25 protein-coding genes are annotated in these 25,012 nt (G+C 68.4%); 3 read left to right on the top strand and 22 right to left on the bottom strand.

Going from position 1 to position 25,012, the window contains the following annotated elements:
- Nucleotides 1–2: 2 nt before the first annotated feature.
- The 3 genes from OG956_RS24870 to OG956_RS24860 all read right to left on the bottom strand — a co-directional run bounded on the left by OG956_RS24870 (nt 3) and on the right by OG956_RS24860 (nt 3,240).
- Nucleotides 3–1,337 carry a putative antirestriction adenine methyltransferase gene (locus OG956_RS24870; protein ID WP_330340201.1) on the bottom strand — a complete coding sequence of 445 codons (1,335 nt, stop codon included), beginning with the start codon at nt 1,335–1,337 and terminating at the stop codon, nt 3–5.
- A gap of 131 nt (nt 1,338–1,468) precedes the next feature.
- Nucleotides 1,469–1,882, bottom strand: coding sequence for a DUF488 family protein (locus tag OG956_RS24865; RefSeq protein WP_330340200.1), 414 nt, complete (start codon nt 1,880–1,882; stop codon nt 1,469–1,471).
- A 209-nt stretch (nt 1,883–2,091) separates the two neighbouring features.
- Complete coding sequence (locus OG956_RS24860; RefSeq protein ID WP_330340199.1) at nt 2,092–3,240, bottom strand: ParB/RepB/Spo0J family partition protein; 1,149 nt, start codon at nt 3,238–3,240, stop codon at nt 2,092–2,094.
- Nucleotides 3,241–4,632: 1,392 nt separating this feature from the next.
- Here OG956_RS24860 and OG956_RS24855 point away from each other — a divergent pair.
- On the top strand, nt 4,633–5,400 hold the full coding sequence (locus OG956_RS24855; protein WP_330340198.1) for a hypothetical protein: 768 nt from the start codon (nt 4,633–4,635) through the stop codon (nt 5,398–5,400).
- Here the strand turns inward: OG956_RS24855 and OG956_RS24850 are convergent.
- On the bottom strand, nt 5,397–6,386 hold the full coding sequence (locus OG956_RS24850; RefSeq protein WP_330340197.1) for a recombinase family protein: 990 nt from the start codon (nt 6,384–6,386) through the stop codon (nt 5,397–5,399). The genes OG956_RS24855 and OG956_RS24850 overlap by 4 nt on opposite strands.
- Before the next feature lie 632 nt (nt 6,387–7,018).
- On the opposite strand from OG956_RS24850, the gene OG956_RS24845 reads away from it, so the two are divergent.
- Both OG956_RS24845 and OG956_RS24840 read left to right on the top strand, forming a co-directional pair.
- Nucleotides 7,019–8,785, top strand: a complete 1,767-nt coding sequence (locus tag OG956_RS24845; RefSeq protein WP_330340196.1) for a tyrosine-type recombinase/integrase — start codon at nt 7,019–7,021, stop codon at nt 8,783–8,785.
- 682 nt (nt 8,786–9,467) lie between these two features.
- Nucleotides 9,468–10,955: a hypothetical protein gene (locus OG956_RS24840; RefSeq protein ID WP_330340195.1), complete on the top strand. Its 1,488-nt coding sequence runs from the start codon at nt 9,468–9,470 to the stop codon at nt 10,953–10,955.
- Between the two features lie 144 nt (nt 10,956–11,099).
- Here the strand turns inward: OG956_RS24840 and OG956_RS24835 are convergent, their stop codons facing one another.
- From OG956_RS24835 to OG956_RS24750, 18 genes are all read right to left on the bottom strand, one after another.
- Complete coding sequence (locus tag OG956_RS24835; protein ID WP_330340194.1) at nt 11,100–11,573, bottom strand: hypothetical protein; 474 nt, start codon at nt 11,571–11,573, stop codon at nt 11,100–11,102.
- 170 nt (nt 11,574–11,743) lie between these two features.
- Nucleotides 11,744–12,826: a DUF4192 domain-containing protein gene (locus OG956_RS24830; RefSeq protein WP_330340193.1), complete on the bottom strand. Its 1,083-nt coding sequence runs from the start codon at nt 12,824–12,826 to the stop codon at nt 11,744–11,746.
- Nucleotides 12,823–13,335 (bottom strand): hypothetical protein, encoded by a 513-nt coding sequence (locus OG956_RS24825; RefSeq protein WP_330340192.1) that lies wholly within the window; start codon nt 13,333–13,335, stop codon nt 12,823–12,825. The genes OG956_RS24830 and OG956_RS24825 overlap by 4 nt, the downstream gene beginning before the upstream one ends.
- Nucleotides 13,332–14,342: an N-6 DNA methylase gene (locus OG956_RS24820; RefSeq protein WP_330340191.1), complete on the bottom strand. Its 1,011-nt coding sequence runs from the start codon at nt 14,340–14,342 to the stop codon at nt 13,332–13,334. Before OG956_RS24820 ends, OG956_RS24825 begins: the two co-directional genes overlap by 4 nt.
- 89 nt (nt 14,343–14,431) lie before the next feature.
- Entirely contained in the window at nt 14,432–14,734 is a 303-nt protein-coding gene (locus OG956_RS24815) for a hypothetical protein (protein WP_330340190.1), read from the bottom strand.
- Between the two features lie 60 nt (nt 14,735–14,794).
- Nucleotides 14,795–15,433: a hypothetical protein gene (locus OG956_RS24810; RefSeq protein ID WP_330340189.1), complete on the bottom strand. Its 639-nt coding sequence runs from the start codon at nt 15,431–15,433 to the stop codon at nt 14,795–14,797.
- Nucleotides 15,434–15,730: 297 nt separating this feature from the next.
- Nucleotides 15,731–16,360, bottom strand: coding sequence for a hypothetical protein (locus tag OG956_RS24805; protein ID WP_330340188.1), 630 nt, complete (start codon nt 16,358–16,360; stop codon nt 15,731–15,733).
- A gap of 37 nt (nt 16,361–16,397) precedes the next feature.
- Nucleotides 16,398–16,892 (bottom strand): hypothetical protein, encoded by a 495-nt coding sequence (locus tag OG956_RS24800; protein WP_330340187.1) that lies wholly within the window; start codon nt 16,890–16,892, stop codon nt 16,398–16,400.
- A gap of 61 nt (nt 16,893–16,953) precedes the next feature.
- Nucleotides 16,954–17,295, bottom strand: coding sequence for an HU family DNA-binding protein (locus OG956_RS24795; RefSeq protein WP_330340186.1), 342 nt, complete (start codon nt 17,293–17,295; stop codon nt 16,954–16,956).
- Nucleotides 17,296–17,447: 152 nt separating this feature from the next.
- Complete coding sequence (locus OG956_RS24790) at nt 17,448–17,867, bottom strand: hypothetical protein (RefSeq protein ID WP_330340185.1); 420 nt, start codon at nt 17,865–17,867, stop codon at nt 17,448–17,450.
- An 18-nt stretch (nt 17,868–17,885) separates the two neighbouring features.
- Entirely contained in the window at nt 17,886–18,611 is a 726-nt protein-coding gene (locus OG956_RS24785) for a hypothetical protein (RefSeq protein WP_330340184.1), read from the bottom strand.
- Between the two features lie 27 nt (nt 18,612–18,638).
- Nucleotides 18,639–20,129, bottom strand: coding sequence for a DNA cytosine methyltransferase (locus OG956_RS24780; RefSeq protein WP_330340183.1), 1,491 nt, complete (start codon nt 20,127–20,129; stop codon nt 18,639–18,641).
- Between the two features lie 207 nt (nt 20,130–20,336).
- Nucleotides 20,337–20,957, bottom strand: coding sequence for a hypothetical protein (locus OG956_RS24775; protein ID WP_330340182.1), 621 nt, complete (start codon nt 20,955–20,957; stop codon nt 20,337–20,339).
- A gap of 90 nt (nt 20,958–21,047) precedes the next feature.
- Nucleotides 21,048–21,326, bottom strand: a complete 279-nt coding sequence (locus OG956_RS24770) for a hypothetical protein (protein ID WP_330340181.1) — start codon at nt 21,324–21,326, stop codon at nt 21,048–21,050.
- A 76-nt stretch (nt 21,327–21,402) separates the two neighbouring features.
- Entirely contained in the window at nt 21,403–22,374 is a 972-nt protein-coding gene (locus OG956_RS24765; RefSeq protein WP_330340180.1) for a helix-turn-helix domain-containing protein, read from the bottom strand.
- An 87-nt stretch (nt 22,375–22,461) separates the two neighbouring features.
- On the bottom strand, nt 22,462–23,604 hold the full coding sequence (locus OG956_RS24760) for a PD-(D/E)XK nuclease family protein (protein ID WP_330340179.1): 1,143 nt from the start codon (nt 23,602–23,604) through the stop codon (nt 22,462–22,464).
- Nucleotides 23,605–23,665: 61 nt separating this feature from the next.
- Complete coding sequence (locus OG956_RS24755) at nt 23,666–24,646, bottom strand: recombinase RecT (protein ID WP_330340178.1); 981 nt, start codon at nt 24,644–24,646, stop codon at nt 23,666–23,668.
- A 16-nt stretch (nt 24,647–24,662) separates the two neighbouring features.
- Nucleotides 24,663–25,007 (bottom strand): hypothetical protein, encoded by a 345-nt coding sequence (locus OG956_RS24750; RefSeq protein WP_330340177.1) that lies wholly within the window; start codon nt 25,005–25,007, stop codon nt 24,663–24,665.
- Nucleotides 25,008–25,012 lie beyond the last annotated feature (5 nt).

The following is a 25,012-nucleotide window of genomic DNA, read 5'->3' as shown; positions in this document are numbered from 1 at the left end:
GGTCAGACTCCCGTCTTCGTCGTCGGGGCGCCCCACCGCTTCGCCCATATCTGCAGGGCATCGGCCAGCGTGTGCTCGCCCATCGCCCCCTGGTACTGGAGCTGGAACTTCCAGCCGTCCTCGTTGGACGGGCCGCGCTTGGTCAGCCGCAGCAGCCCGCGGTACTTCATCGACACCGGGTTGTTGCTGAATGCCGTCGTGGACACCCGCCGGATTCGCCGCGAGAACGCCCGCTGGCAAAGCAACTGCGCCTCGGCACTGGTAGCCGCCAGCACGATCAGCTTGGACAGCCGCGGGTAGTCGGTCGGCGCGACGGCAAAGTCCGAGAGCACGTACGCCTCGTCCGGCGTGTACGAGCTGGGAGCCATTGCAAAGACGCCGAGCACCCGCCCCTTGCCGTCCTTCACCGCGATGGCCAGGTTCGCCGCACCCGGTGCGATCTTCGGGTTCAGATACCGGGAGCGTAGGGCGTTGAACTGGCCCGGCTTCAGCAGTGACAGGCTCAGCGGGCCGACCAGTTCGTCCCCCTGGCGCAGGCGGGGCGCCTTCACTGGCTCGATCGGCTGGCGAGGGGCGACGATCCTCGTCCGGGCCTCGCTGGCGTACACGTAGAACGGGGCGGCGCGCGGCGTCGCCTTGATCACCCCGCGTAGGTAGCGGTGCAGCTCGGGAACATCGTGATTGGAGGCCGTCAGCCAGTATGGCCGGTCCGTGATCGCGCCCAGCACACTGACCACGTCGTCGTCGGACAACGGTTCGTACTCGGGCGCGTCCCAGGTGAAGTGCGCCTCCAGCGGCTCGTACAGCTTCTCGTAGCCGCCGCCATAGAAGGGAGGGAAGGAACACACCGGGGCATCGCTGGGGATCTTCTGGAGCCAGGAGCGCACGTCCTCCACCGCGTACGAGGCGAGTTCGATGTCTGAGCCGGACAGCCGCTCGATCGTCTCCGCGTGCTTGGCCTTCCACTGCTCTCGGTAGGAGCGGACGACCCGTTCGTGCCACAGCCCCTCGCGGCCGACGCTGGCGAGAAACCGTGTGCCGAGCATGAGCGTGGCCACGGTCCCTACGCCGTCGTCCAAGGAGTCGGCGAGCCAGCCGAGTTTGTCTCGGCTCTCCTCAAGGAGCTGGATGCCGACCGGCTGGCGAGTGAGCCACCGGCCGACCGCGCTAGTGTAGATGGACACGTCGGAGGAGTGCAGGGCGAAGCCCATGCCGGCCACGCTGCGCTCGATCGTGAAGTTGCCGCAACAGGGCACGTACATTGGGCCGCCCGGCCACTGGCTGGCGGTCTCACGCACGATGGAGCGCATGGGGCCCGGGATGGTGCCCTGGAACATCTCTCGCCTCCCGAGTACGACAACGCCCGGCCTCGTCGGGGCCGGGCCGGGCGCTGCGCTTGGAACCTAACACAAGGAGCACGTAGCCCCTTGGAATCATGTCATCTATCTTTTAGGCGCGATTCCGACGCTCACATCAAGGTTCCCTGTTGGTAGTGGCCGTCCTCCATCGGGGACAGCTCCCGCACGTTGTCCCCTGTGACGTCCTTCCACCAGGCGGCGAATACCCGGCGGTGGCACCACAGGCCCGGCTTGGCCAAGTCTTCGAAGCAGAGCAGCACCAGACGGTGGTCGCTCTCCGCCTGGGTGATCTGCCGTAGCCGTGCGGCGATTTGCTCAGGTCCGAGCTGATCGAGGTCTGCCCGGTAGGCCTCGGTGAACTCAGGCTCGGGGCTGGAGAGGTAGTCCCGACGCGGCGCGAGCTCCCGCACCGAGTGGGTGAGGGAGTAGGGGAGTTTGAAGCGGGGGGCGCCCAGCGTGATGCGCACCGGCACTCCTTGCGGAGGCTGGAAAGCCTGGAACCGATTGGTGAACAGAGTGAGCACGTAACTTCCTTTCGTCTGTGCTCAGCGGTCGGGCGCCCTCGTCGGCGCCGCCGGCGGCGCGCCCGGATGCCATCGGTGCCCCGCTCAGGCCGCAAAGAACCTGAGCGGCACCGTGTCCGCAGGGGGAGCAGCTCCTGCGGGCACGGCGACGGGCCATACACGCCAGCAGGGAGGGGGCCCGCTGAGTGCGGGCCCCCTCCCCGTTGGAGCTACTTCGCCGCCGCTGCGGCCTTCTTGGCGGCCGTCCGGCGCGTCGGGGCCTTGGCCGTCGCGGTCGTCGGCGCCACGGGCTTCGCGGTGGCGGACTTCGCTGCCGTCTTCTTCGCCGTCGGCTGCGGCTTGGCCGCATCCTTCGCCTTGGGCTTCTCCACCTCGGCCGTCTCCGGCTTGGCCTCAGCCTCGGCCTTCTTGGCGGCGGCCTCCCGCTGAACCTCGACCGCGGCCTTGTTGAACTCCGCTTCCATGGCCCGCTGGATGCCCTGCGCCTTGCTCAACAGGTTCCGCACCATCTGCACCTTGGCGTACAGGCGGCCGACGACGCGCACGTGACGGCTGAGGTCGTCGCCGAGGATGACTGCCAGGTCCTCGGGCTTCTTCTCGGCCAGTTCCTCCAGCAGCGGGATCAGGACTTCCTCGGCCTTTCCGAGCCCGTCCTTCGCCTTGGCCTTGGCCTTCTTCCGCGTCTCGTGCTCCTCGGCCGTTGGAGCCGTTTCGTTGGTCAGGGAGGTCTGCTGCTCCATCAGCTTGAGGCCATTGGCGAAGTGCTGCGCCTCAGCCTCGCTGTCGAAATCGCCGCGCACGTATCGCATGGCGGCCACCATCTGGTTGGCCGGGTTCAGCTGGGCGATGTGCCAGGCCAGGTTGTTCTTGATCTGGCCGTTGTCGACCATTTCAGCCACCTCGGGGCGCAGGGTGAGCAGGCCGAGCCGCCACGTGATGTGGGTTTCCGTCTTGCCGAACTGCTTGGCAATCTTCGCCGGGGTCCAACCGGCAGCCTTGAGGTCGGCGTACGCGCCGGCCTCCTCCATGATTGTCATGTCGGCGCGGTTCACGTTCTCCGCGATGCTCAGCACGTACGCCTCCTCTTCGGAGGCGCCCTCGACGACCTTGGCCGGGATGACCTCCAGGCCGGCCGCCTGGCAGGAGCGCCAACGCCGCTCGCCCGCAATCAGCATGTAGGGGACCTTGGCACCCTCGACCGGCCGGACGACGACCGGCTGGAGGAGGCCGTTCTCCTTGATGCTGGCGGTCAGTTCCTCCTGGGCCTGCTCGGAGAAGAACTTGCGGGGCTGCTCCGGGTTGGGGGCGATCTCGCTGATCTTGAGGTTAATGAAAGCGACCTTGTTAGTGTCGGTCATTTCCCGCGCCTTTCACGTATTCCGATAGGGGTGTTTCCCCTTGTTCTTACACTTATATCTTAATGGCAAATACCACCAATGCAAGTGAAACCCCCTTTAATTCAAGGGAATTCAGAAAGGGAATTGATCTCGCTTTCTTAAGTTCCTTGCGGATGCGGACACAAGAGAGCCCGCCGCGACCGAGCGGTCACGGCGGGCTGGCTCCCGTCACACACCCCGACGGCCGCACCGGACGGCCGGCTCCTCGCCGGGCGGGGCGCGGGGGGTTCGGCCACCCGGCGAGGAGCAGGGAAGGACGCCGCTTGCGCGACGTTGCCGTGCGGGGTTCCTGCGGCTGCTGTACCCGCCTCGGCGCCATAGAACTTACCTCAGCTCATCAAAAATGTCACCTACTTCAGGAGTGATGGCGGCGACGCCGCGGCCGTTCAAGCATGGCCACCCTCCTGGGGGTTGGTGCTTGGCCTCTCCCGGCGCATCAGGGCTTGGCACTCCACGACCTTGCGCGCTTCCTCCGCGGCCCTGTCGCCTCCCCGCCCTCGCAAGACCTTGGAGGGCGCGTTCGCCAGCGCAGCGACTCGCCGCTCGTCTATCCCAGACATGCGATTCCTCCCGTGAACGGCAAGCGCGCCGCCACCGCCCGCCCTCTGCAACTCCCCCGTACACGCCTGCCGGCAGGCAGGCACGAGAAACGCCGCGGCGCCCGCCATGCACCCGCCACCGCTCCCCGAGGAACTGTCCAATAAACCTTATAACCCCTCCGACCTGCGAGGTACGGTGAGAGGCAGGACCTCATCACTGGCCAGTCGCCTTCCGGCGAGCATACGACACAGCAGAGTTGACAGGACATGGAAGACACCCCCGGTGCACCCCAACCAAGGAGCCTGAGCGCGAAGTTGCTCACCTTGCTGCGTCTGCGCCGCGACCCAGACGGGTTCACGCCCAGCGCCCGCGACGTTGCACAGGCAACCGTGACGCCGGGACGGCGCAAACCAGTTCTGTCCCACGGCCAGGTCAGCAATCTGCTGAACGGCACGAGCACGAACCCCACGTCGTCTACAATTGCCGCTCTTGCTCGGGCACTTGGTGCTCCGGCAGCGTTCATGCTGCCCGGAGCCGAGTGGGATGACCTGACCGCGCTCACGGTGTACCAGGAGCGCCCCGAGGCCCGTGAGACTCTGCGTTTAATGCGGGGCCTTGAGGTGCAGGACATTCTTGAAATCAATAGAAGGCTCCGGGAGATCCGCGGTCGTAGGGGGCTGTCCGACGATGTCCCCTCGATCCCCCCACCTCCCCCCGGCGTCGACCAGCCCCGCGAGGGGCGACCGCGACGCCATCTGAGCTGGGACGAAGCCGCTGAGAGGGCAGCGGCAGATCTGGAAGGACGTTGACCCGTTGGACGGCCCGATCTTCGGCGCCTGTGCCCTGCTCTCGGCGCTCACCAGCGCGTTGTGCCTGTACGTCACCCTTCGGCGTCGGCACAGACCCGACTACCGCCTGGCTCGGAGCGCCCGAACCGTCGCCTCCCTGAGCGCGTGCATCGGCTCGCTCCTGGCGATCCCTATCGTCGCCGACGCAGTCGACCGCATGACCGGCTGCAATGAGCTGGCCACACTGTCATCGGACCTCGCCGCGGTCGTCTTCTGCGCCGGGCTTCAGGTCATGGTGGTGGACTGGAGGCACCCCAGAGAACGCATCAATGCCAGTGTCACCAAGCGCGTGGCGGCGCTGGGCGCTGTCGTCGTGCTCTTGATCTGGGAGTTCCAGCGCATCGACAGGGCACACTTCGACCTGTCCCCCGTTGACGGCCGTGATCGTCAGGTGACCGTGTATCTGCTGACCTACCTGGCGTTCTCCACTGTCGCGGCGCTGGAGGTGGGCACCGTTTCCGCCTTCCTCGCCCGCCGCACTTGGCTACGAGGTCACGCATCCGCCGTCGGTCTGGGTATCTGTGCGGCAGGCGCCGCGTTCGGCCTTGCCTACGCCGTGAGTCGCGGCGGTTACCTGGTCGCTGTCCATACCGGCCACACTTGGCCGGCGTACGTGGAGAGCGGTATCAGCCCCGTCTTGGCAGGGCTGTGTATCGGTGGCGTCACCATAGGGCTGTCGCTGGCCACCGTCAGTGCCGACGCCGACCGCAGGACCTCGGGCAGGAGATCCTAGGCGGACTTCTCGTCCGCTTCCTCGTCCCGCTCGGCGCCACCCCACTGACGCCAGCGCAGCGCCACCCGGTCCGCGTCCACGGTGCGAGAGCCCCTGGACGCGGCCGGGTACACGGCCACCTGCTCCAGCATGAGGACCAAGACGCCCTTCTTCGCGGCCAGCGGAGCGTGCTTCCACCACCGCACCAGATCCGGCACGGCCCCGACCGGGACGTGCTTGGCCTGTTCCAGGAACCTCGCCCGCGCCGAGTCCTCTCGGATCTGCTGGGACAGTTCCTTGTCCGCCGCTTTGAACGCCTTGAGGGACATACCCGACGAACTCGCATAGTCCGCGCCGAGCTTCTTCTGCCTGCGGCGCGTGGCAGCCGCCTTCTTCCGCAGCCGAGTCGCCTCGGCCAGCATGTCGTCGCGCGCCTGTCCGATCAGCGCACTGACCTCCGGCTTGGCCAGCTCCGCCAGCACGTGCTCGGCGACGTAGTCCTCCAACAGGTCCGCCTTGATGCGAACCTTGCCGCAGCCTCCCGGATGCTGCGCAGTGCTTGGAGCGCAGCGGTAACCGCGGCTGCCACGGTTCGAGGGCGAGGCGGTGAGTGTCTTCGCACACAGGCCGCAGACGCCCAGCAACCCGGAGATGAGGTACTCCCTCTGCGGCGCCCGCTGAGCGTTCGGGTCATTGGAGGGACGCAGCGCGCGGATGGCCTCGAAGTCCTCGCGGGGGATGATCTGCGGACCGCCGGTCTCGACCAGCTCGCCATCGTCGTCTTCCGCAAGGCCGGCGATAGCGGGGTGATCGAGTACCTTCGCCAGGACATCCGGCTTCCAGAGGCCGCCGCGCGTCGTGCGGTAACCCTGGTCGTTCATCCACTCGCAGATGGCGGGATAGCTCTGCTTGAGCAACCGCCGTGAAGCGGCAGCCCGAATGCCCTCGGCCTCACTCTCGCGCACACGCCGGTACGCCATGTCGTCGAAGCCGTACAGCCTTGGCATCTCGTCGCCCCTCCTACCGACCCCCCTGGCCTGTCAAACTTTACAGGAGATAGGTCACAATCTTGCTAAATCACCCGAACACCTCTCGACGCAGCACTGCCGATCACGCTCCGCGCCGTCTGTCTACCCCGAGCAGCTTCCACAGCTCCGCCGTCGGCACACGTACCGTCCTACCCAACATCAGGGTACGGACCGGGAAGGACCCGCTGCGGATCAGCTCGTACGCCTTGTCACGGCCGATGCCAAGGGCTCGCCCAGCAGTTGTCACGTTGACCGTCGCCGGAAGAGACAGCAGCTCCTCCAGACTCATCGCCCCGGCTGAAGCCTGCCCGCCCGCTTCCTGAGCAGTCATCTCGTTGGTCGCAATCTCCCCCACGCCAACTTGTAGGCGACTTTACAACAGTGTCCGACAGCCCCAGCAAGATCGAGAGAGAGCAAGCAAGACGCGTACAGACACGTGCGCACAACGACGACTGGCTCCACGTCAGTCGACAGCAGGGGGTCGGATGTTCTCGCCGAGCTACTACCGGCGATGCCAGTGCAAGGGACCGATGAAGGACAAGACGGGCAAGCCTCTTCTGAATCCGGATGGCAGTCCGAAGATCGGCGACATCGGTCTTTCCTGTTCCAAGTTGGGTCAGAAGGGACACGGCTCCTGGTACTTCTACTTCGAGCTGGAGCGCGGCGAACGCGGCAAGCGTCAGCGCATCCGCCGCGGCGGCTTCGCCACCAAGGACGACGCGAAGAAGAAGGCCAAGGAGATGTATGACGCCGCCAGCGGCGGCGCCGACGTCCTCTCCGACGAGCTGTGCAGCGACTTCTTCCGCCGCTGGATCAGTGCCAAGAAGTCGCTGGCCCGCACCACCCGGCACGGTTACCAAGAACACATCGACAACTACCTCATCCCCCACCTCGGCCACATCAAGCGACGCGAGCTGCATGTCCGCCATCTCGACCGGATGTACGAGGCGATCGAGAAGGAGAACGCCGAGCGGGTCCTCCACCGCCTCCGCGTCGAGGAACTCCAACAGGACCGCGACAAAGCCCACCGAGCATGGGTGAGGACCGCCGGCTACGCCACGAGGGAGGAGCGACGCCGCACCCGCCAGGCGTTCCTGGAAGCCAACCAGGCCCTGCGCGACGGTCGCCGCGGCCTGCGGAAGGTCACGTCTGCGGCAACGATGCACCGCATCAACGACACGCTCTCCTCTGCCATCAGCTGGGGCATCAAGCGGGAGGGAGCCTTCGCGAAGAACTGGGCCAGGCTCGTCGAGCTGCCGCCGGCCACCCGCCCAAAGCCCCTGGTGTGGACCCCCGAGCGCGTCGAACACTGGAAGCGCACAGGAGAGAAACCCGGACCCGTCATGGTCTGGACACCCGAGCTCACCGGGGAGTTCCTTGACTTCGTCAAGACCGACTGGCTCTACGAGCTGTGGCACTCGTTCATCTTCAACGGCCCCCGGCGCGGCGAGATGTGCGCGCTGCCCTGGCCGGAGGTCAGCATCGACGGCCTCTGGATGCGGATCTCCGCACAGATCGTCGAAGTGGCCTACCGCCTGTACGGCGAGGCGCCGAAGGCCGACAGCGTACGCACCGTCTCACTGAGCCTGGAGTCGGGCGAGAACCTGGCCCGGTGGCGGGAGAAGCAGCAGAAGAAGCGCGAGGAGTGGGGAGACGCCTGGGTCGAGTCCGACCGCGTCTGGACGCAGGAGAACGGCGAACCCCTTCATCCCGACTGGGTCTCCAGGCGCTTCAAGCGGCTCATCGAGCTGTCCGGCCTTCCTCCGGTACGCCTCCACGATCTCCGGCACCTGTCCGCCACGCTGTCCCTGCTTGCGAAGAACGACATCAAGGTCGTCCAGGAGCGCCTGGGGCACTCCTCGCGCCAGATCACCTCGGACACCTACACCAGCGTCCTGCCGGAGATGATGCGGGCCGAGGCGGAGTCCATGATGACGGTCGTCCCGCGGGAGGTCTCGTACGAGATCCACAGCCCCCTGGTGATCCCTGACGACGCCTGGCACGGAGACGTGGCCACGATCTTCGCCCACGGCGCCCTGCAGACCGGCAGCACTTGGGCGATCGGGGCACAGACCCGGCCCGGCACGGACCTCCTCGGGGAGATCAGGACCAAGGGCCACGGCCAGGAGCACGCGGCCAACGCGGCTCTGGAGTGGATCAGGATGCACTGCGCCAGCAACGGCTTGGAACTCGTGCGGGTGGAAAACCTCAACGAACGCTACCCGGAAGATCAGCGGCCGTACTTCTCGCTCCTCCGGTTCATGATCGCTCGTTCCGAGGCCCCGGGTATCGACGGGTGGGGGCTGCCGCAGGGGCTGCCGTCCGGCTCGCCAGGGAGCACGCGTCGGGGACGTGGATCACGCCGGAAAACCGCCTGACCGCCGCCCGTTCCCCTGAACGGGTCCCCGTGTCCCCTGTGTGTCCCCTGGATCTTGGTCTGAGGGAGTGAAGGAGGGCCGCCACGCTGGTGTGGCGGCCCTCCTTCATACGTTTCTGCAGGTAGAAACGCTTCTGCGCGTGGAGCGCCTGGTGGGGCGGGTGGGACTCGAACCCACGGCCGACGGATTATGAGTCCTTTGAGGATCTTCCGCGATCTTCCTGATCCGGCCCTCCGCTTCCTGTTTCCGCAGGTCAGAGCCGTGCTGCCATACGCCTGAGGCCAGTGCCCTTCCTGATCTTTCCGGGTCCTTCCGGTCCCTTGCTGGCCCCTGGGCGCCTTCCGGGTCCCTGGAAGGCCCCTTCGCCGGCCCCTCGACGCGCGATGAGATTGCCGCGGCGCCACCTCATTCGCTAAGGCGCTGGTCGCCACCGCGAGATGCGCTCCGGTTGAACCTGGGCGCAGCGGAGTGCCTTACCGACGAGAAGGGCTCCGCCCTCTTCGCCCGAGGGTGGAGCCGCGCGACGTTTCCGCAGGTCAGCCGCCTATTCACAGCGTAGCAAAGTAGCCCTCCACATGACGTGGGCATGCAACCTGCTCGCTTGCTGACCTGGGCAATTGTGGTCGAGGGCACCGCGACGACCACTATTGTGAGCCACCTCATTTGCCGGTGAACTTGTGGCATGCACCGCTGGACAGCGTTGAACGACCGACAGCTCACTCTCCTCAGAAGCATCGCCGACGGAAAGGATCCCAGCGCCCAGGACCCGGGCATGCGGCGATCAGCCTATGCGCTGCGCGATCGAGGTCTGGTGACGATCAGCCGCCAAGGTGGCGGCTGGCGGACACACGTCACCGACGCTGGTCAGTTCTACCTGGAGCACGGTCATCATCCAGAGCATCCGACACTTGGCGGCGCTCCGGGTGAGGCCTCAAAGACGTCGGTGGCTGCAGCGACGGGCAAGGGCCGCGCCTCCGAGACGACAACCACACCGCGCCGACCCAAAGGCAGGACCACGCAGAAGAAGCCGCCGACGCCCTACAGCGAAAGGCCCATTCCTGCAGCGCGCCGGGCGCAGGCAACCAAGCTCGTCGAGCGATTGATCGCAGAGCGTCATATTGTCATCTCGGAGCCGGACGAAGCTGAGATCACCGAGTGGCGGCGTGTCGTCGACTTCGCCAAGCGACACGGACTTGCTCCGCCGGGCAAGCGCATCGAGAAGCAGCGACTGTGGAATGCGGGTCGGGACCTGCAGATATCGCTGGTGGATGGCTCGCACGCTAACTCGGGGCGCAGGTCCTCAGTGGACAACCCGCGAGTTCCAGTGCCTGCGCAGCTGCGCTCACCGCACCGGGTCGTGGCGGGGTTGCGAGATAGTGAGCGCCGGCTTCTCATGCCACCCGCCCTGCGCCGCCGAGCTCTGCTGCTGCTCCAGGGACTGGCCGCAGAGGCTGAGCGCCGGGGGTACAAGGTCCGAGAGCATCCCGTCCCCGAGCCTGACAATCGTTCAGCGCACTACTACGACGGCCGGTACTTCCCGGCGAGCTGCCGCGAGGGGGTGCTGGACATCGTCGTCGATGGCTTCACCTGCAGCGTCACGATCAAGCAGGAATTTCCCCAGTCTGCTGACCCAGATCGCTCTCAGCAGCTCGCCCTGGACATCGGTTACAGCCGATCCCATAGGCAGCACCACTGGGGCGACCGCAAGCGGTCGAAACTCGAGGACGTCCTGGGGATCGTGCTTCGGGAACTGGAGACCCGCGCGGTCGAGGAGCGGCAGAGGGAGTTGGATGAGAAGCAAGCGAAGGAAGAGCGCCGCGTCCAATGGGAAGCGGCCATGGCTGCCGCCAAAGACAAGGCTGCTCAGGCTCGCTTCGGGACGATTCTCCGTGAGCAAGTAGAGCATTGGCAGGAAGCGCAGGCGCTCCGCCGGTACTGCGACGCTCTGGAGCGACGGCTGGACTCAGCGCCGGAAGAAGGTCCAGACCTCGAGTCGGCGCGTTCCTGGTTGCGGTGGGCACGCGACTATGCGGAGGCGCTGGACCCGCTGACGCAACTGCCGACCATGCCGTCCGGGCTTTCGTTCGAGCCTGAAGACCTCAAGCCCTACCTGAAGGGGTGGAGTCCGTACGGGCCAGAAACGCGCACATCGCTGTGGAACTCCGTCTGACGCGGAAGGTGAGGTAACGCAAGCGTTGTCTTTACCCCAAAGCGACGGCAGGGCTCCACCCTCTCATCCGAGGGTGGAGCCTTGCGGATTCTCGCAGGTCAGCCGTGTGGTTACACGCTACTCGTTGTTGTTTCGTTCGTGTTCCTACCTCCTCGCGTGTTGTACAGCGGCGGCCACTTCTTCGGCCAGGCGCTGCTGAGCGCGCCGGAGCCGTGCTCTGTGCTTCTTCAGGGCGCGACGAGTGTTGGCGAGAGCCTTGACCTGCCGCGCTTCCAGTTCCTCGAGGCGAGCAATCTGCCGTTCGGAGTACGCGATCTCCTCGGCTCGAAGCGTTGCAGCTGAGCGGCGCGGTGCCGCAGGTCGATTCGGGGCAGGCTTCTTGCTCAACTGGGCTCGGGCGAAGTCGAGGAACTCGGCGCGCGGGACGTACTTCACGCGCCGATCACCGATGCCCGTGAGAAGGGCGATCTTGGGGAAATTCGAGTGGCGCTTGGCCCAGTTGCTGACAGCCGAGCGACTGACACCGACGAGAGCTGCTCCTGCAGCGAGGTTGATCAGCTCGTCCTCGCGGCCCTTGTACTCAGGACGGAGCCATGTGACGGCCTGGGAGTCGCTCACATTGCCTCGCTCTCGTCTGCCGCGGGCAGCGTCTGGCTGATTGCTCTTCGAGACACCGTCCTCGGGTGGATGGCCTGTCGGGCGATAGCGCCGCGCGGTTCGTTCGTGTGGATCACGGTTCGTTTCGGGTCGGGGCGGCTCCGGCGTACGGGCCGGGGCCACAGTGGCGGTCAGAGGGTGCGTAGCGCGGCTTCGTCTTCGGCTTGGTCCTGGACGGCCGTGGTGCGGAAGACCTCGAGGAAGCGGTCTATCGGCACGTCCTGGTTGAGTCCTTGGTGGAGGTGCTGGGCCAGCAGGTAGTCGCTGTCGATGGTCATGGCCTCGCGGAGGGCGAGGCGTGCGGTGGGGGTGTCCTCCTGTCGCCAGGCGACCCAGGCGAGGAGGGTGAGGAGGGCGGGGGCGAGATCGGTGTAGGGCGGCACGCAGCGGCGGGCGAGGTCTGCCCAGAGCTGCCGCTCGTACGGCAGGTCCTCTTCCGGTCCCCAGGAGAGGGCGCGGTCGCGGGCACGCCGGTCCTGGAGGCCGAGGATGATGCGGGCGGCGGGCTCGTCAGCGATGGGAGTGCCGTTGCGCAGGTCCTTCAAGGCCCCGTCGATGATGTTGAGGGTGCCTTGCCGGGCGATGAGTCGGCCACTGGGAGTGCGGCTGTTGGTGAGGAAGTCGGTGCTGGCCTCATCGAGGGCTCGCCGGTAGCGGGCCGCGTTGGTGTGGGTGGGCCGGTACTCGCTGGCGATCTTGCTGCTGGGGCGGCCGGGTATGCGGCCGTGGGCGCGGAGTTGGGCGGTGACGCTCTCGGGGTGGTCGCCGGCGGGCAGGGGGTCACCTTCACAGCAGCCGGGCCAGTGGCAGGTGTAGTCCCACCACTGATTGCCGACGATGCCGAGGACGAGCTTGACCGGGGCGTGGCGAAGGTCGACGAAGGCGTCGATCATCCAGTCGGCCATGTGGCCGAGGAGGTGTGCGGTCACTTCCGGGCTCTGTCCGGGCTGGGGCGTGCGGTAGAGGCAGACGACGACGTCGAGGATGTCGATTCCGCGGTCTCGGGTGGAGTGGATGAATTCGGGGGCGACGGCTTCTGCGATGAGGCGCCATTGTGTGGGGTCTTCGGGGAGCGGCAGCGCCATGACGGGTCCGGCGAGGCCGACGTTGGTGATGCCGTGCACCACAAGGGCGTTCTCCGGGGTGTAGCCGAGGAGGAACGGCATCAGTTCGAGGAAGTCGCTGGGGCTGGCGATGCGCAGCGGCTCGGTCATGTCGTGGGTCCTTCGGTTGTGGTGTCAGCCTTCTGCTCGTCGGTGGTTGTGCTGACGTGCTTGGGCTTGCGGGTGAGTGCTGAAAGCAGGTGGTCGCGGACGAGCGCGGCGAGGTCGGCGGCCAGGTCCTTGCTGCGGCGTGTGGAGAGGACGGCGTGCCAGGTGCGGCCGGGCTGGAGCCGGGCGTCGTTCGCGGCTTGGGCTTCGGCCTGCTCGATGTCGGTGCCGTCGGGGATCGGCGGCAGGTCGGGTCCAGCGGTGATCCAGGTCTGGATGGCGAGGCCGCGGGGCTGGATGCGGAGGCCGAGGCGGTGGCCGTCGGGGTGGTGGTAGCTGGCGGTGCGGTCGGGTGTGTCGGTGTCCTCCTTGTGCCAGGGGGGTTCGAGGGTGGGAGCGATCTGGTCGAGCGGTGGCACGTCGATCTCGTCGGTGGGCGCGGCGAAGGACGGACGCCGACGGCGTGGTGCCGGTGTCGTGCTGGGTCGGGCGAAGTCGTCGGGTTCGGTCACGCGGCTGTCTCTTTGCTGGGCATGAGCTGGTCGAGGAGAGCGAGGGCGCGGCGGTGGGCGACGATCGTGGTGGCGGTTTCCATGTACCGGTCGCGCTGCTCGAAGGCTTCGGCGGCTTCGGCGCGGGTCTTGGCGTAGTCGTCTTCCGGTGCGAGGGAGTCGGCGCAGCCGATGAGGCAGCCGGGGCCGAGGTCCCAGATGATCGCGTTGACGGCGGCGCACCCGGCGGACAGGGAGTCGACGTCGTTGCCGTACCAGTGGAAGTCGTGGGGGTTGAGGCCGAGGTCGCGCAGGCGCTGGGCGACGGAGCGGAACATGCCGCCCGATCCGATGGCGGGTTCCCGAAAGGACATGCCGGGCTGGGCGAAGTCCTTAGCCAGCGTCATGTTGGCCATCAGGTCGGTGAGGCACGCCGGCGTGTGGTACTCGCCGCGCCACTTCTTGTCGCTCTTGTGCCGCAGGCCGGTGAGCAGGGGGCTGAGGACGTCGGCCTCGGCGCGTTGTCCGGGGTCGTCGTGGCCGGTCAGGTCGAGTAGACCGGTGTTGATGGCGGCGCGGGTAACGGCGTGGACAGCGCGGAGCTGCTGCCTGTCGGGGTCTGGGTTCCAGGCCCAGTCGTGCAGGCGTATCGCGCGGTTGATCAGGTCGGGGCGCTTGATCCAGTGGCCGAGGTAGATCTCCTTGAGGAGCTGCGGGAGTTGTTCGGGCTGAAGGTTGAGCAGCCAGTCCGCCAGGCCGGGGACGTTGCGCAGCAGGCAGAGCCCGGCGACCGTGCCGAGGGGTACGTCGATGCTGCTGCCGCCGAAGGACTGGTACCAGGCGTCGAGGACGTTCTCCGCGATCTTGCGGGCGTGCTCGTGCGGGTCGCGCGGGGCGGCGTAGCGGCGGGCGGTGATCCTTCCGGTGGGGCGCGCCTTCGACTTGGGCGGGGGCTTCTTCACCCACGAGGGCGCGGGCCGCGCGGCGGTGGCCGGAGCTGCCGCGCGGGGCAAGAAGTCGTCGGACATGCGGGGCGGAATCCTTTCTGCGGGCGCGCATGGGGCCGCCCCGGTGCGCGGGCGCAGCCGGGGCGGCGTGGGCGGGTGGAGGGGTTGGTTCAGCTGGTCTGCTGGAGGGAGCGGAGCGTGGCGAAGATTCCGCGGACTTCGACGGCGTAGGCGGCTTCGGGGTGTCCGGCCTGGCGCAGGCCGCCGATGAGGAACATCAGGGCTGCCTCGTCTGCGTCCATGTCGCTGGTGAGCTGTTCGAAGCTCATGTCACGCAGTTCCTCGGGTCGGTTGTCGTAGCCGACGCGGAGGGTCTGCTCGATGTCGGCGAGGGTGGCGGTGGTCTGTTCTTCGGTGAGGCCGAGGAGGGTGGACCAGGAGGCGAGGGTGGCGTCGTCGACGGGGAGTATCACGAGTTGTGCCTTTCAAGAGGGGGCGTGCCCGGTCGCGGGTGCGGCCGGGCACGGACGGAGTCAGGAGGCCGAGGTGGCGGGGAAGGGGTTGCCGCGCTGGTCGGGGTGGCAGGCGGCATACAGGTCGCCGGGGAGGCGTTCGGGGATGACGCCCCATCCGGCCCAGCGCATGACGGCGAGGTAGCCGAGGTCACCGCCCGCGAAGCCGGTGCGCGCCTTGGCGCCGGGGTCGGGCTTGATGAACACCCAGCCGGGGAAGTGGCCGGTGTCGTCCGGCATGACCTGGAAGCCGGGGCGCAGTTCGTGGACGCCGTCGGTGTGGATGGGCGGCATTCCAGCGGCGGTCAGGATGCGCACGGCCTCCTGGACCTGCGGGTGGCCGTGGTACTCGGGCAGGGTGCCGACGCCGGTGTGCGGGGGCCGCTCGTACGGGAGGCGTCCGACGGCGGCCTTGTAGACGTCCATGAGGAGCTGGGCGTCGTCGCGGCGGCCGGCGTGACGCATGGCGATGTTCGCGACGATCGCGATGGAGTGCCGGTCCTGGGTGAACAGGCGGCGGAACTGTTCGAGGCTCATGCCGGTGGTCACCTGCACGCGGGCGAAGGTGCGTGAGGCGACGCGGACGGCGTGTGCGACGTGTTCGGGGTCGAGCCCTATTTCGTGGGCCAGTTGGCGTACTCCGGGTGAGTAGTCGGTCATCGGGTTCTCCAAGAGGCGCTTGCGCGTATGGGTGCGCCCCCGGCGTTGGCCGGGGGCGCGGGATGTTGGTGGGGTTCGGGGATGGTTAGCGGCGTCCGCCGCATCCGGCGTGGCCGCAGCCGCCGCAGAAGCCGCCGCTGTTGCACTCGCAGCCGCATCCGTGGTTCTGGGTTTCCATTCCAATTCCCCTTCCTCTTCGGGCATTTCCCGAATTCGTTACTTATATCTTAATGGCAAATATCCCAAAAGCAAGGTACACGCAAACAAATGTGCATTTAATTTCCGCAATTCAATTCCCTAATTTGCGGCCACGGGAATGAGATCTGGCCAGCGCACCGCTTCCAAGGCCCGCCGGTGACTGTCCGGCACCGGAACGGTGGGATAACCGAGCCAGTCCAGCCCCATCGCGGCCAGGATCGTGGCGTCCGCCTGGTCGTAGCGGCCCGGCCCTTCGCACTCCACGCCGTACCGCTCGACTGCCACCGCGCGCACCATGCCCTTCGCGATCCGCGCCCGGTCCTTGCGCGGGTAGTCCTGAGCGGGGTTTGCCCGGCCGGTCGCGTAGATCGTGCGCCCGTGCGGCGTGACGACGGCGTACGGAATGCCGTTGCGCCACAGGTGCTGGGTGACCAGCCACCACAGTCCGGCCAGCTCGTGATGGCCGGCCTGACCGCCCTGGGCGTACGCGGCGCCCTCGACCACCACCAGGTCCGCGCCGTCCCGCACGCTCAGCGCGACGGCCGTCAGGAGCCAGTCCAGCCGCTCGTGGCTGCGGCGCCGGCCGGGCCGGTAGGCGCGCGCCCAGTCGGTTCCCGCGACGCCGGTCGAGGTCAGCGACAGGTCGAGGCCGATGACGCGCGGTTGCCACTCTCCCGCGTCCTGGACGCTGGGCAGGGTCACGGGGGCGCTCTGCAGCTCGGCGGTCACGCGGCACCTCCCGCCGACCGGATGACCTCGATCATCATCACCGGCCGCCCCCACCGGTCACCGCGCGGTGCTTGGTGATCAGCCGGTCGGCCTCGGCCATGGCTGGGCGCTTGTTGCGGTGGGCCCACTCGCCGTCGTAGCTGCCGAGCGGTCCCCACAGGTACCAGCCGGTGTCGGGGTAGCCGTCCTTCGGGTTCCGGCGGCGGTAGCTCAGCTCCCACCAGCCGTCGCGCCAGCGCCACAGGCGCTTGGCGTCCGCGTCGCTCACCCAGCCGGCCCGCTCGGCCAGGGCCTGGAAGCGGGCCAGCTCGGTGCGCAGCATCGCCGCTTCGGCCGCGGCGTCCAGGTCCCGGATGCGTTCAGCACCGCCCTGCGTGTACGCGGGCGAGGTGGGGCGAAGGCCGAGCTGCCGGACGGCGTCGTCCCTCTGGCGGGCAACGCGCCGCAGCAGGGCGGCAGCGCCGGCTATGCCGCGCTCCTCCAACCACCTCACGGTGGCGTCGATCTCGACCCCCACAGAACGGTCGTTCATCTGTCGATCTCCTTCGGCGGGCCGCCCGGCACACGACCGGACGGCCCGTAGTGTGCGGCGGTTACGGGCGGCCGGCCTTGGGGGTCTTGGGGTCCTTCTGGATGCAGTTGCCGGAGGCGGGCATGGCCCGGCGGCCTGCGACGAGGTCCTGGAAGCGGACGCCGGGGCGGAACTTCACCACGCGGCGGGCGGCGATATGCACCGGCTTGCCGGTCTGCGGGTTGCGGCCGGTGCGGGCCACGCGCACCGCGGGGGTGAGGCTGCCGAAGCCGGTGATGGAGACGGCTTCGCCGGCGGCGACGGCCCGGACCATGGTGTCGAAGGTGGTCTCCACGGCCAGCGTCGCCTGGGCGCGGCTCCCGATCGCCTCGGCCACGACCTTGATGAGCTGTGCCTTGTTCACTGCGTCTTCCTTTCGATTCGCGGGCTGGGCCGCAGGAGTTGAGTGCGGGTGCGCCAGGCGACCGGCAGGGGCCTGAGCGCGAAGCCGGATTCCTCCTGGCGCTCACAGGCCCTGACTGGAGAAGCTGCTTCTTCGTTTTTCACAGATGTCACCTATTTCTCGTCCGAGGAGTTAGCGCGCTTGCGGGCGCGGCGGGCCTGCTGGGCGAGCCGTCCGGCTTCCCGGCACAGGGAGCAGGCGGGCTCTCCGCGTCGGTTGTGAGCACGGGCTCCGGCTTCGGTGCCGTGGGTGATTGGGCGGCGCCCGCGTTCGCGCAACTCTCCGGGCCGTGCGCCCTCGCAGGCGGCGAGGGCCTGTCCGTTACGCCAGAGTCGCCCGCCGCACACGCCGTCGAAGAGGCTCTGGCTGGGCAGAACCAAGTCGATGCACTGCGATCGGAACGGGCAGACCTGGCAGACGGAGAGGAGCTGGAGGACCAGCGGCTGTGTCGGGGCTCCGGCCGCCGTCTCCTCGGACGTGAAGCGGGAATCCCCGGCGCAGGGGGCCTCAGCGACCCACCCGTTGCCGCTCATCTGCTCCTCCTCCGTGCGCTAAGCGGTCGGCGGCAGCGGCATCAGGCGCACCTGATCGCTGGTGCTGACGCCGTACGGGTGGGCGTAGTCACCGGGCAGGGGCATCAGGTGCCGGTCGGCCAGAGCCGGGAGGGCGAGCACCTGACCCAGAAGCCGAGTCAGGACGGTGTCACAGGCGGCCGGCCATTTCGGGCGCGGGGCACGGACCGGCGTGCCGTTGTCGGCGACGCCTTCGAAGACCTCGATGATCCGGCCTCCCCTTCGGCCGTCGATGACGACTGCGGTGGCCACGGGATGGTGCTCGCGCACCAGTTGGGCAATGCGCGCGGCCCGGTCGAGCGGGGGCAGCTCCACCAGCCAGAGGTTTCCGTCGCTGGCGCTGTTGCGTCGCACGGTGGCCCAGGCCGGGGAGTCGTAGGGCTCCAGGGCGGTCTCGACGTCAGCTTCGATCTCTATGGCGAGCTCCGCGAGGGGATGCTCTTCGTCGCTGGCCTCCCAGACCCAGGGCAGGCCGCCGAGCGGACTGGTCTGCTCGCCGAGCACGCCGAGCAGGTCCAGCTCCCGCGTCTTGCCGTCGTAGGCGACGCCGATGTACGCGGCCTCTGGGCACGCCTGGCGGACCTTGGCCGCAACGTGGTCAAGGACGGCCAGGCAGTGCGCCTTTTGGATGAGGCGCCGCTCGGCGTCCAGCTCCGCGCGCTGTTGCGCGAGGACGGCCATCTGCTCGGAGGTGACAGGGGTCATGACGGTGTACTCCTTCTTCTTGGTGGGTCAGGCCAGGACGGGCTTGAGGCGCTCGCCGATCCAGCGGGCGACGTTCACCGACACGGCGTTGCCGGCCTGCTGGGTCTGGGCGGCCTTGGAGCCGACGACTTCGTAGGTCCCGGGGAACCGCTGGGCCGACAGCTGCTCGCGTGGCTGGAGCATCCGGAAGTAGCAGTCCTCGATGGCGGGCGCGCTGCGTAGGACGGCCGCCGAGTCGCGGGTGGACAGGGTGTGCAGCGGCCCGGCCGTCGTCTTCGGCGCGGCCTTCCGGTACGGGATGACCAGCGTGTTGCGCGCCCGCGAGCGGATGTCACCGTCGGGCACGACCAGGCCGTGATGGCGGGCCGTGGCGATGGTGCTGAGTGGAGCGTCGATCGGCGCGGCGTCGCAGTTGTTGCGGAACTCCACGATGAACGGGTCCACCGTGACAAGGGCTTCGCTCTCGCGGGTGGTGCGGGTACGCATCGGCTCCGCGGCCGAGGAGGCGGTGTCGTTCCACGAGCCGCCAACCGGTACCAGGAGGGCTTCGCCGAGCTTGGCCGTGCGGGTGGGCAGCGGCCGGGTGTGCGGGGCGAAGGCCCGGTCGGTGCCGTCCTTGCCGTGGGTGAGGGTGACGACAGACGGGTCGTAGGGGAACTTCGCCAGCCCGGCCTCGATCCGCCGCATGGTGTTGGGCACCAGTGGCTTGGCGCGATCCCCGATCCGCTGGCCGATGTCGTCCCACATGATCACGTCGGAGGCGGGCCGGACGTACGGCTCCACGAGCGCGTGGCCGCAGCGGGTGTTCGGGCAGCGGTAGTCGTACTGGACGCCGTACTTGCCGACCTTCACCCGCGGGTCGCGCCAGCTCTGGCGCGCCTTGACGTCCCGCCCGCACTCGACGCAGTACGCCAGCGGTCGCGGCGCGAGGTCGGGGCGGCGCACGCCCGTGAGGGTGAAGACCAGGTACACACGGTCGCGCCACTGCGGGGCGTACGGGTTGGTCTCCGAGCCGATGTGCGCGGAGGACACGGAGACGATCTGGACCCGGTAGCCGAGCTTCTTCATGGCGCGGATCCACTCGGGGAACAGGATCCAGTCCGTGACGAACTCGACCACGTTCTCCACGACGACGCAGGGGAACCGCTTGGCCTCGGCGGCGCGCAGCACGCACCAGGCGGTCACCCGAGTCATCTCGAAGGCTTCCGGCGGAAGTTCGCGCCACTGCTCCTCTTCTTCGAAGAGGGCGTCCTGCACGGGGTCGGGGCGCTTCTTGCCGCCGGCGGGGCTGATCTCGGTGCAGATGACGCTGGCCCACAGCACGAGGGCCTTGGGGAGCCAGCGCATGGGGTAGTTCTGGATGTCGGCGCAGCGCGCGGCTGCGGTGGGGTGGTTGAGCTCGAAGGTGTCGACGGCGGTCTGCCAGTGGTTGATGCCCAGGATGGGTTCGAATCCGGCTTCAAGCAGGCCGGTTGCATCTCCGCCCGCCCCGCAGAGCAGGTGGATGGATCGGGGCACGGGGTGGGTCTCCAGGAGGCGGGGCCGCCCGGCCCGGCTGGGCCGGGCGGCCTTCGGTCAGGACTGGTCTCGGGCGCGTAATGCGCGGTGGTGGCGGCTGTCCTCGATGCCGAGGGCGGTGAACCCCAGCAGGACGAGGGCGCACACGATCAGCAGCCAGATCACCGGTCCGCGCCCCCGGTGGGGCGCAGTGCGCGGCGCGGCCGGTCAGCCATCGCTGGCGGTGACGCGGACGGTGGTGATGTGTCCGGCGCTTTCGAACAGCGCCAGCGGGTAGCCGTCGCGTTCGGACCGCTGCCAGACGCGGCGATAGCCCTCGTGGTCGGTGAGCCGCTTCGACCACTCTGAGAAGCGGGCGACGGCGGTGGCCGGGCCCTCGATTCCGGCGGTCTGGTTGTGGTTCGCGCCGTACGGCGAGGTGTGCGTGGCCGAGACGATCAGCTGGGGTGCGCGGCGGGGGGCGTCGAGGCCGTCGATGCGGGCGAACAGCGGGATGAGGGTGTTGCCGTGGTGGCGCTGCGGCCCGTTGGGCGTGGAGTCGTACAGGACGGTGTGGCGGTCCGGGTCCTGTGTGTGCTGCCGCAGGGCGTGCCAGCCGTTCACCTCGGCGGGGTCGGCGGGAAGGCCGTCCTCGGAAGCGATGATCAGCTCAGTGCCGTCACCGAGGTCGGCGCGGACGTGGTACTGGCCGCCGCTGGTCTCCAGGTCGGTGACCCGGCCCGCGTACCGCAGGGGGGTGATGACGTGCCGGTAGGCGTGGAACAGTCGCTGCCACAGCGGGTCGCTGAGGAGGTTGTGGTCGGGCAGGGCCGCGATGGTGGTGGTCATGGTCTGGTCTCCAAGAGTGTGTGCAATGACGGGCGGACAGGGATCTCGCCGGTCATTGAAAAATGTCACCTATCTCAGGTGAAGGAAATGTCAGACGGGGGGCAGTTCACTGCTGGCCAGGACCTGAACCGCCCACATCCGCCCGCCGTGCGTGACGACGCAGCCGATCGCGCGCCCACGGTACGGGAGGACGAAGCCGCTGCCACTCTCCTCCTTGCTCAGGTCGGCGACGAGTTCACGGACGCCGTGTTCGGCGCACTCGGCCGAGCAGTAGAGGCCGCTGCCGAGCCGGGGGGCGACGACGGGGCCGTGGATCACTTCGGCGACCACGACGTAGACGTCGGGGGCAGGGGTGAGCGTGTCGGTCACTGATGGTCTCCAAGAGGTCGTGGAGTTCGGCCAGTTCCGAACTCCTACTTATATCTTAATAGCGAACACCGAGGCGTCAATGTTGCTGATCTGCTGAAGCCCCTTGCTTGCGCCGGGAGTTGGCCATCTTCTCCCGCCCCATGCGCGCCAGTTCCCGAGTCCTCTGGCGGGCCATCTCCAACGCCTGCGGGTCCGTCTGGGCCACACGGCGCTCCTGCTCGGCGAAGAACTCCCGCAGCCAGTCCTGCTGCTCGCGGTGCTCGCGGTCGGCCGCCTCGCGGCGCGCTTCCTCCCGCCCGGCACGCGGGTTCGTACCGCACCCCCGGCAGTTCCCCACCGGCTCAGCATGCTTAGGACAGCGCACCCGCGACTGCTCCCCTCGCGGCGCGCCCGGCTGCCCTGCGGCGTCAGCCGTGGGGGTAGGGGGGTGAGGAAGAGAAGAGGAAGAAGGGGGAAGAGAAGGGGTTTCCCCAGGGGAACCCGCTCGGTTTCCCTGCGGCAACCCACTGGGTTCCCCTGGGGAAACCCTGCCCTGAGACTCATGAGGGTTCCCGTGGGGAAACCCTGCGTCCGGCACGTTCCCCTGGGGAAATCCTCGCTCCGCCTCGGCGCCCTCGCTCGCGCGCGCCTCCTCACGAGCGACGACGTCCTGCTGCGTGCGGGCCGCCGAGGACGGCTTGCGGCGGGAGGTCTTGCGGGCCAGCCGGGGATTCGTCGGTGCGCTCTGCGCCGCGCGGCGCCGCTCGATCAGCTCCTCCGTCGATGGGATGGGCGGCACACCGTACGGGAAGACCCTGTACTCGGCGCGGCGTCCGACGCGGCCGACCGAGACCCGTTCGACCAGGCCGAGGCCGACGAGCTGTGTGACAACCGTGATCACTTGCTTCTCCCCCACGCCGGCCCAGGCCATCATCCGCTCCAAGCCCGGCCGGGCCAGCCGCGTCTGATCGTCGGCCGAGTCCGCGATCTTCATGAGGACCAACTTCTGGGTGGTGTTGATCACCTCCTTGGGCAGGTAGGCGGCCACCACCATCAGCTGGATGCTCACCAGCACCTCTCCGTGTTCCGTCCGTTTCCTGCCGTGTTGGGCGGGTACGAGGCACATCTCGGCCCCGCCCCCCGCCGGGTGGCGCGGTCAGGGCTTCTTGTACGCGGTGACGTTGATGCTCACCGCGGTGCGCCGGTCGTGGTCGAGGCGCGTGGGCACGGGGATGCCTACCTCCTTGAGCGTCGCCTTCATCGCCGCCGCGTCCGGCACCATGGGCACCTGCAGACCAGCGCGGCGGTACAGCGCGACCATCGCCTCGACGTCATCTACCTTCGTCGGGTTGCCGCCACTCCACTTCAGGACGTTGTCGCCGTAGACGCCCGGCTCGGAGCCGTCGAGCTTGGCCCGCAGGAACTTCAGCTTCTCCTTGAGCGGCTTGATCTGCTCGGAGACCTCGGCGTACTCGGCCAGCACCTTGGCGCGTTCCTCGTCGTCGTGGATGAGCTGGCTCTGCGGGGAGCGGCCGGCGACCAGCGGCCCCCAGCACGCCGTGCGGAACGGGCAGTGGTCGCAGATCGCGGAGATGCCCGGCCCCTGGAAGGTGCGCGGCAGTTCCTCCGGGGAGGCCGCGGCCCGCACCTGCTGGACCCACCAGCGGGCCCGGCGGGCGCGCTCGGCGTCGTAGGCGATCTCCTGCACGTGGTCGTCGCCGTTGTCGCGGTTGATGAACCGGAAGCGGATGCGGGTGACCGGGACAGGTCCAAGGCGGGCGAGCTGCCGCTGGCCCCGGACGCCGGCGAATCCTTCGGTGCGCAGCAGATCGGCGTACAGGTAGACCTGCCGCAGTTCGGCTTCGCTCGCGCCGTACCGCAGGACGCTGTCCCACTGGTACGTGCTCTTGGTCTTCACGTCCTCGACCGTCGTCGCCTCGGCCGGGAGTGCGGGGCGCAGCCGCTTCGGGAGCCGGGCGGCGGTGGTGCTGTCGAGCTGGACGGCATCGATGTGGCCCCGGACGGTGTGGTCCTCGACCTGGCGCTCGACGAGCCAGCCGTACTCCTCGCGGGCCGCTTCGAGTATCCCTGCGTGCAGCCAGGTGCCGAGGATGGCCTTGCGCTTCTCGCCGGTGTCGGTCGGGGGTCGGCCGTGCAGGAGGTATCCGGCACGGCGTGCGCACACGGTGTCGCTGGCGCCCAGTTTCGTTTGCTGGGAGCGGGGACGGCGTGCGTCCGCCGCATGGGCGGCTGGCCACAGGCTGACGGGCCGCTCGGGCGTGATGGACAGGGTGGTCACGAATTTCTCCAAGAGGATGGGGGTGCCGCCCGCTGGCGCGGCGGCACCCGGTGTCGCAGGGTCAGGAGGCGGCGCGGCGGGTCGCGGCGGCACGCTTTCGCGGCGCGCGCTTCGCCGGTGTCGGGGCCTCGCCGGAATCGACGTCGGCGTCCTGCGGTGGCGCCGCAGCCGACTTCTTCGCGGGACGCGCCCGCTTCGTCGGCGCGGGCTTCGCCGCGCTCGCGTCCTGTGCCGCGGTCGCCGATTCGTCGGCCGGCTCGTCCTTGCCGTCGCCGTCGCCCGCTTCGAGACCGGCGGCCTCGCGCAGGCGCCGCGTGGCCTCCTCCGCCTCACGCACGACGGCTTCGGCGTCAGCCCGCTCCATCTCCTCGTCCACATACACGCCGGACAGGTCCTGCGGCGCGGCCATGCGCAGCGACCCGGCCTCGGCGCACTTGCGCAGCATGTGGGCGGGCATCTGCTGCCACATCTTCGCCACGACGTAGGCGCCCTGCTTGCGGTCGTAGTACGTCGGGGCGAACTCGTCCCAGCGGGCGATGAACGGGAAGCGCGCGGTGCCGCGCACGACGGTGACCTTGACCGCGGCCGGGTACGCCTTGGACAGCCAGACGTCGTGGGCGTTGCCCTCGGAGTCGTAGTAGACGGTGTCCTCGTAGGAGATGGACTCCCCGGCCCTCGCCGCCGCCCGGTGGGCGACGGTGCGGAACCCGTCGATGCCAGTCTGGATGGTCCAGGTCTTCTCGGGCTCGTCGGGGTTGTCGGCCGCCTTCCAGTTGGTGCGGCCGATCATGTAGATCTGCCGCGCGAACGGGTCGAGGCCGGTGCGGACGCAGTAGTGGAAGAACATGGCCAGGTGACCGCGCGGGGCGCTGGCCAGGCCGGGGCTGATCAGGTTCAGTGTCGAGAGCTGCTTGTGGTCGAACTCTTCCTGATCGGCGCGCAGGACGATGGCGCTCGGCCGCACGACGGGCTGTGCCGCCTTGTCCGTTTCGACCACCGCGCCCTCGACGGTGGCAGGCTCGGCAGGTTGTTCGTCGCTCACTCTTCTCTCCAAGAAGTCAGTCGGTCCGCAAGCTGCGGACCTCGAAGGCGCCCGCCCATTCGGGGTGGCGCTCGATGAGGAGCCGGACGTACCGGCTGCGGAAGTTGTTGTTGAGGCGGAACTCGTCGCCCTCGGTCGCCGTGACGTATCGCCAGCGCAGGACCTCGAAGAGCATCCCGATGCCGATGCGGCTCGAGCCGCGCTTGAGGTAGTCGGCTGTCAGGGCCTCCAGAGCGCGGAGCACCCAAGGGTTGAGCTGGTGGAACGTCTCGAACTGGGCCTGGATCGACGGTGCTTGGCCTTCGGGCTGCCGCACGGCGTGGATGACCAGGCCCGGTATCTCGTCCTGGACGGCTGCCATATCCA

Origin of the sequence: Streptomyces sp. NBC_00557, from assembly GCF_036345995.1 — a bacterium.
Taxonomy (GTDB): Bacteria; Actinomycetota; Actinomycetes; order Streptomycetales; family Streptomycetaceae; genus Streptomyces.
This window is presented reverse-complemented; position numbering and strand designations above follow the sequence as displayed.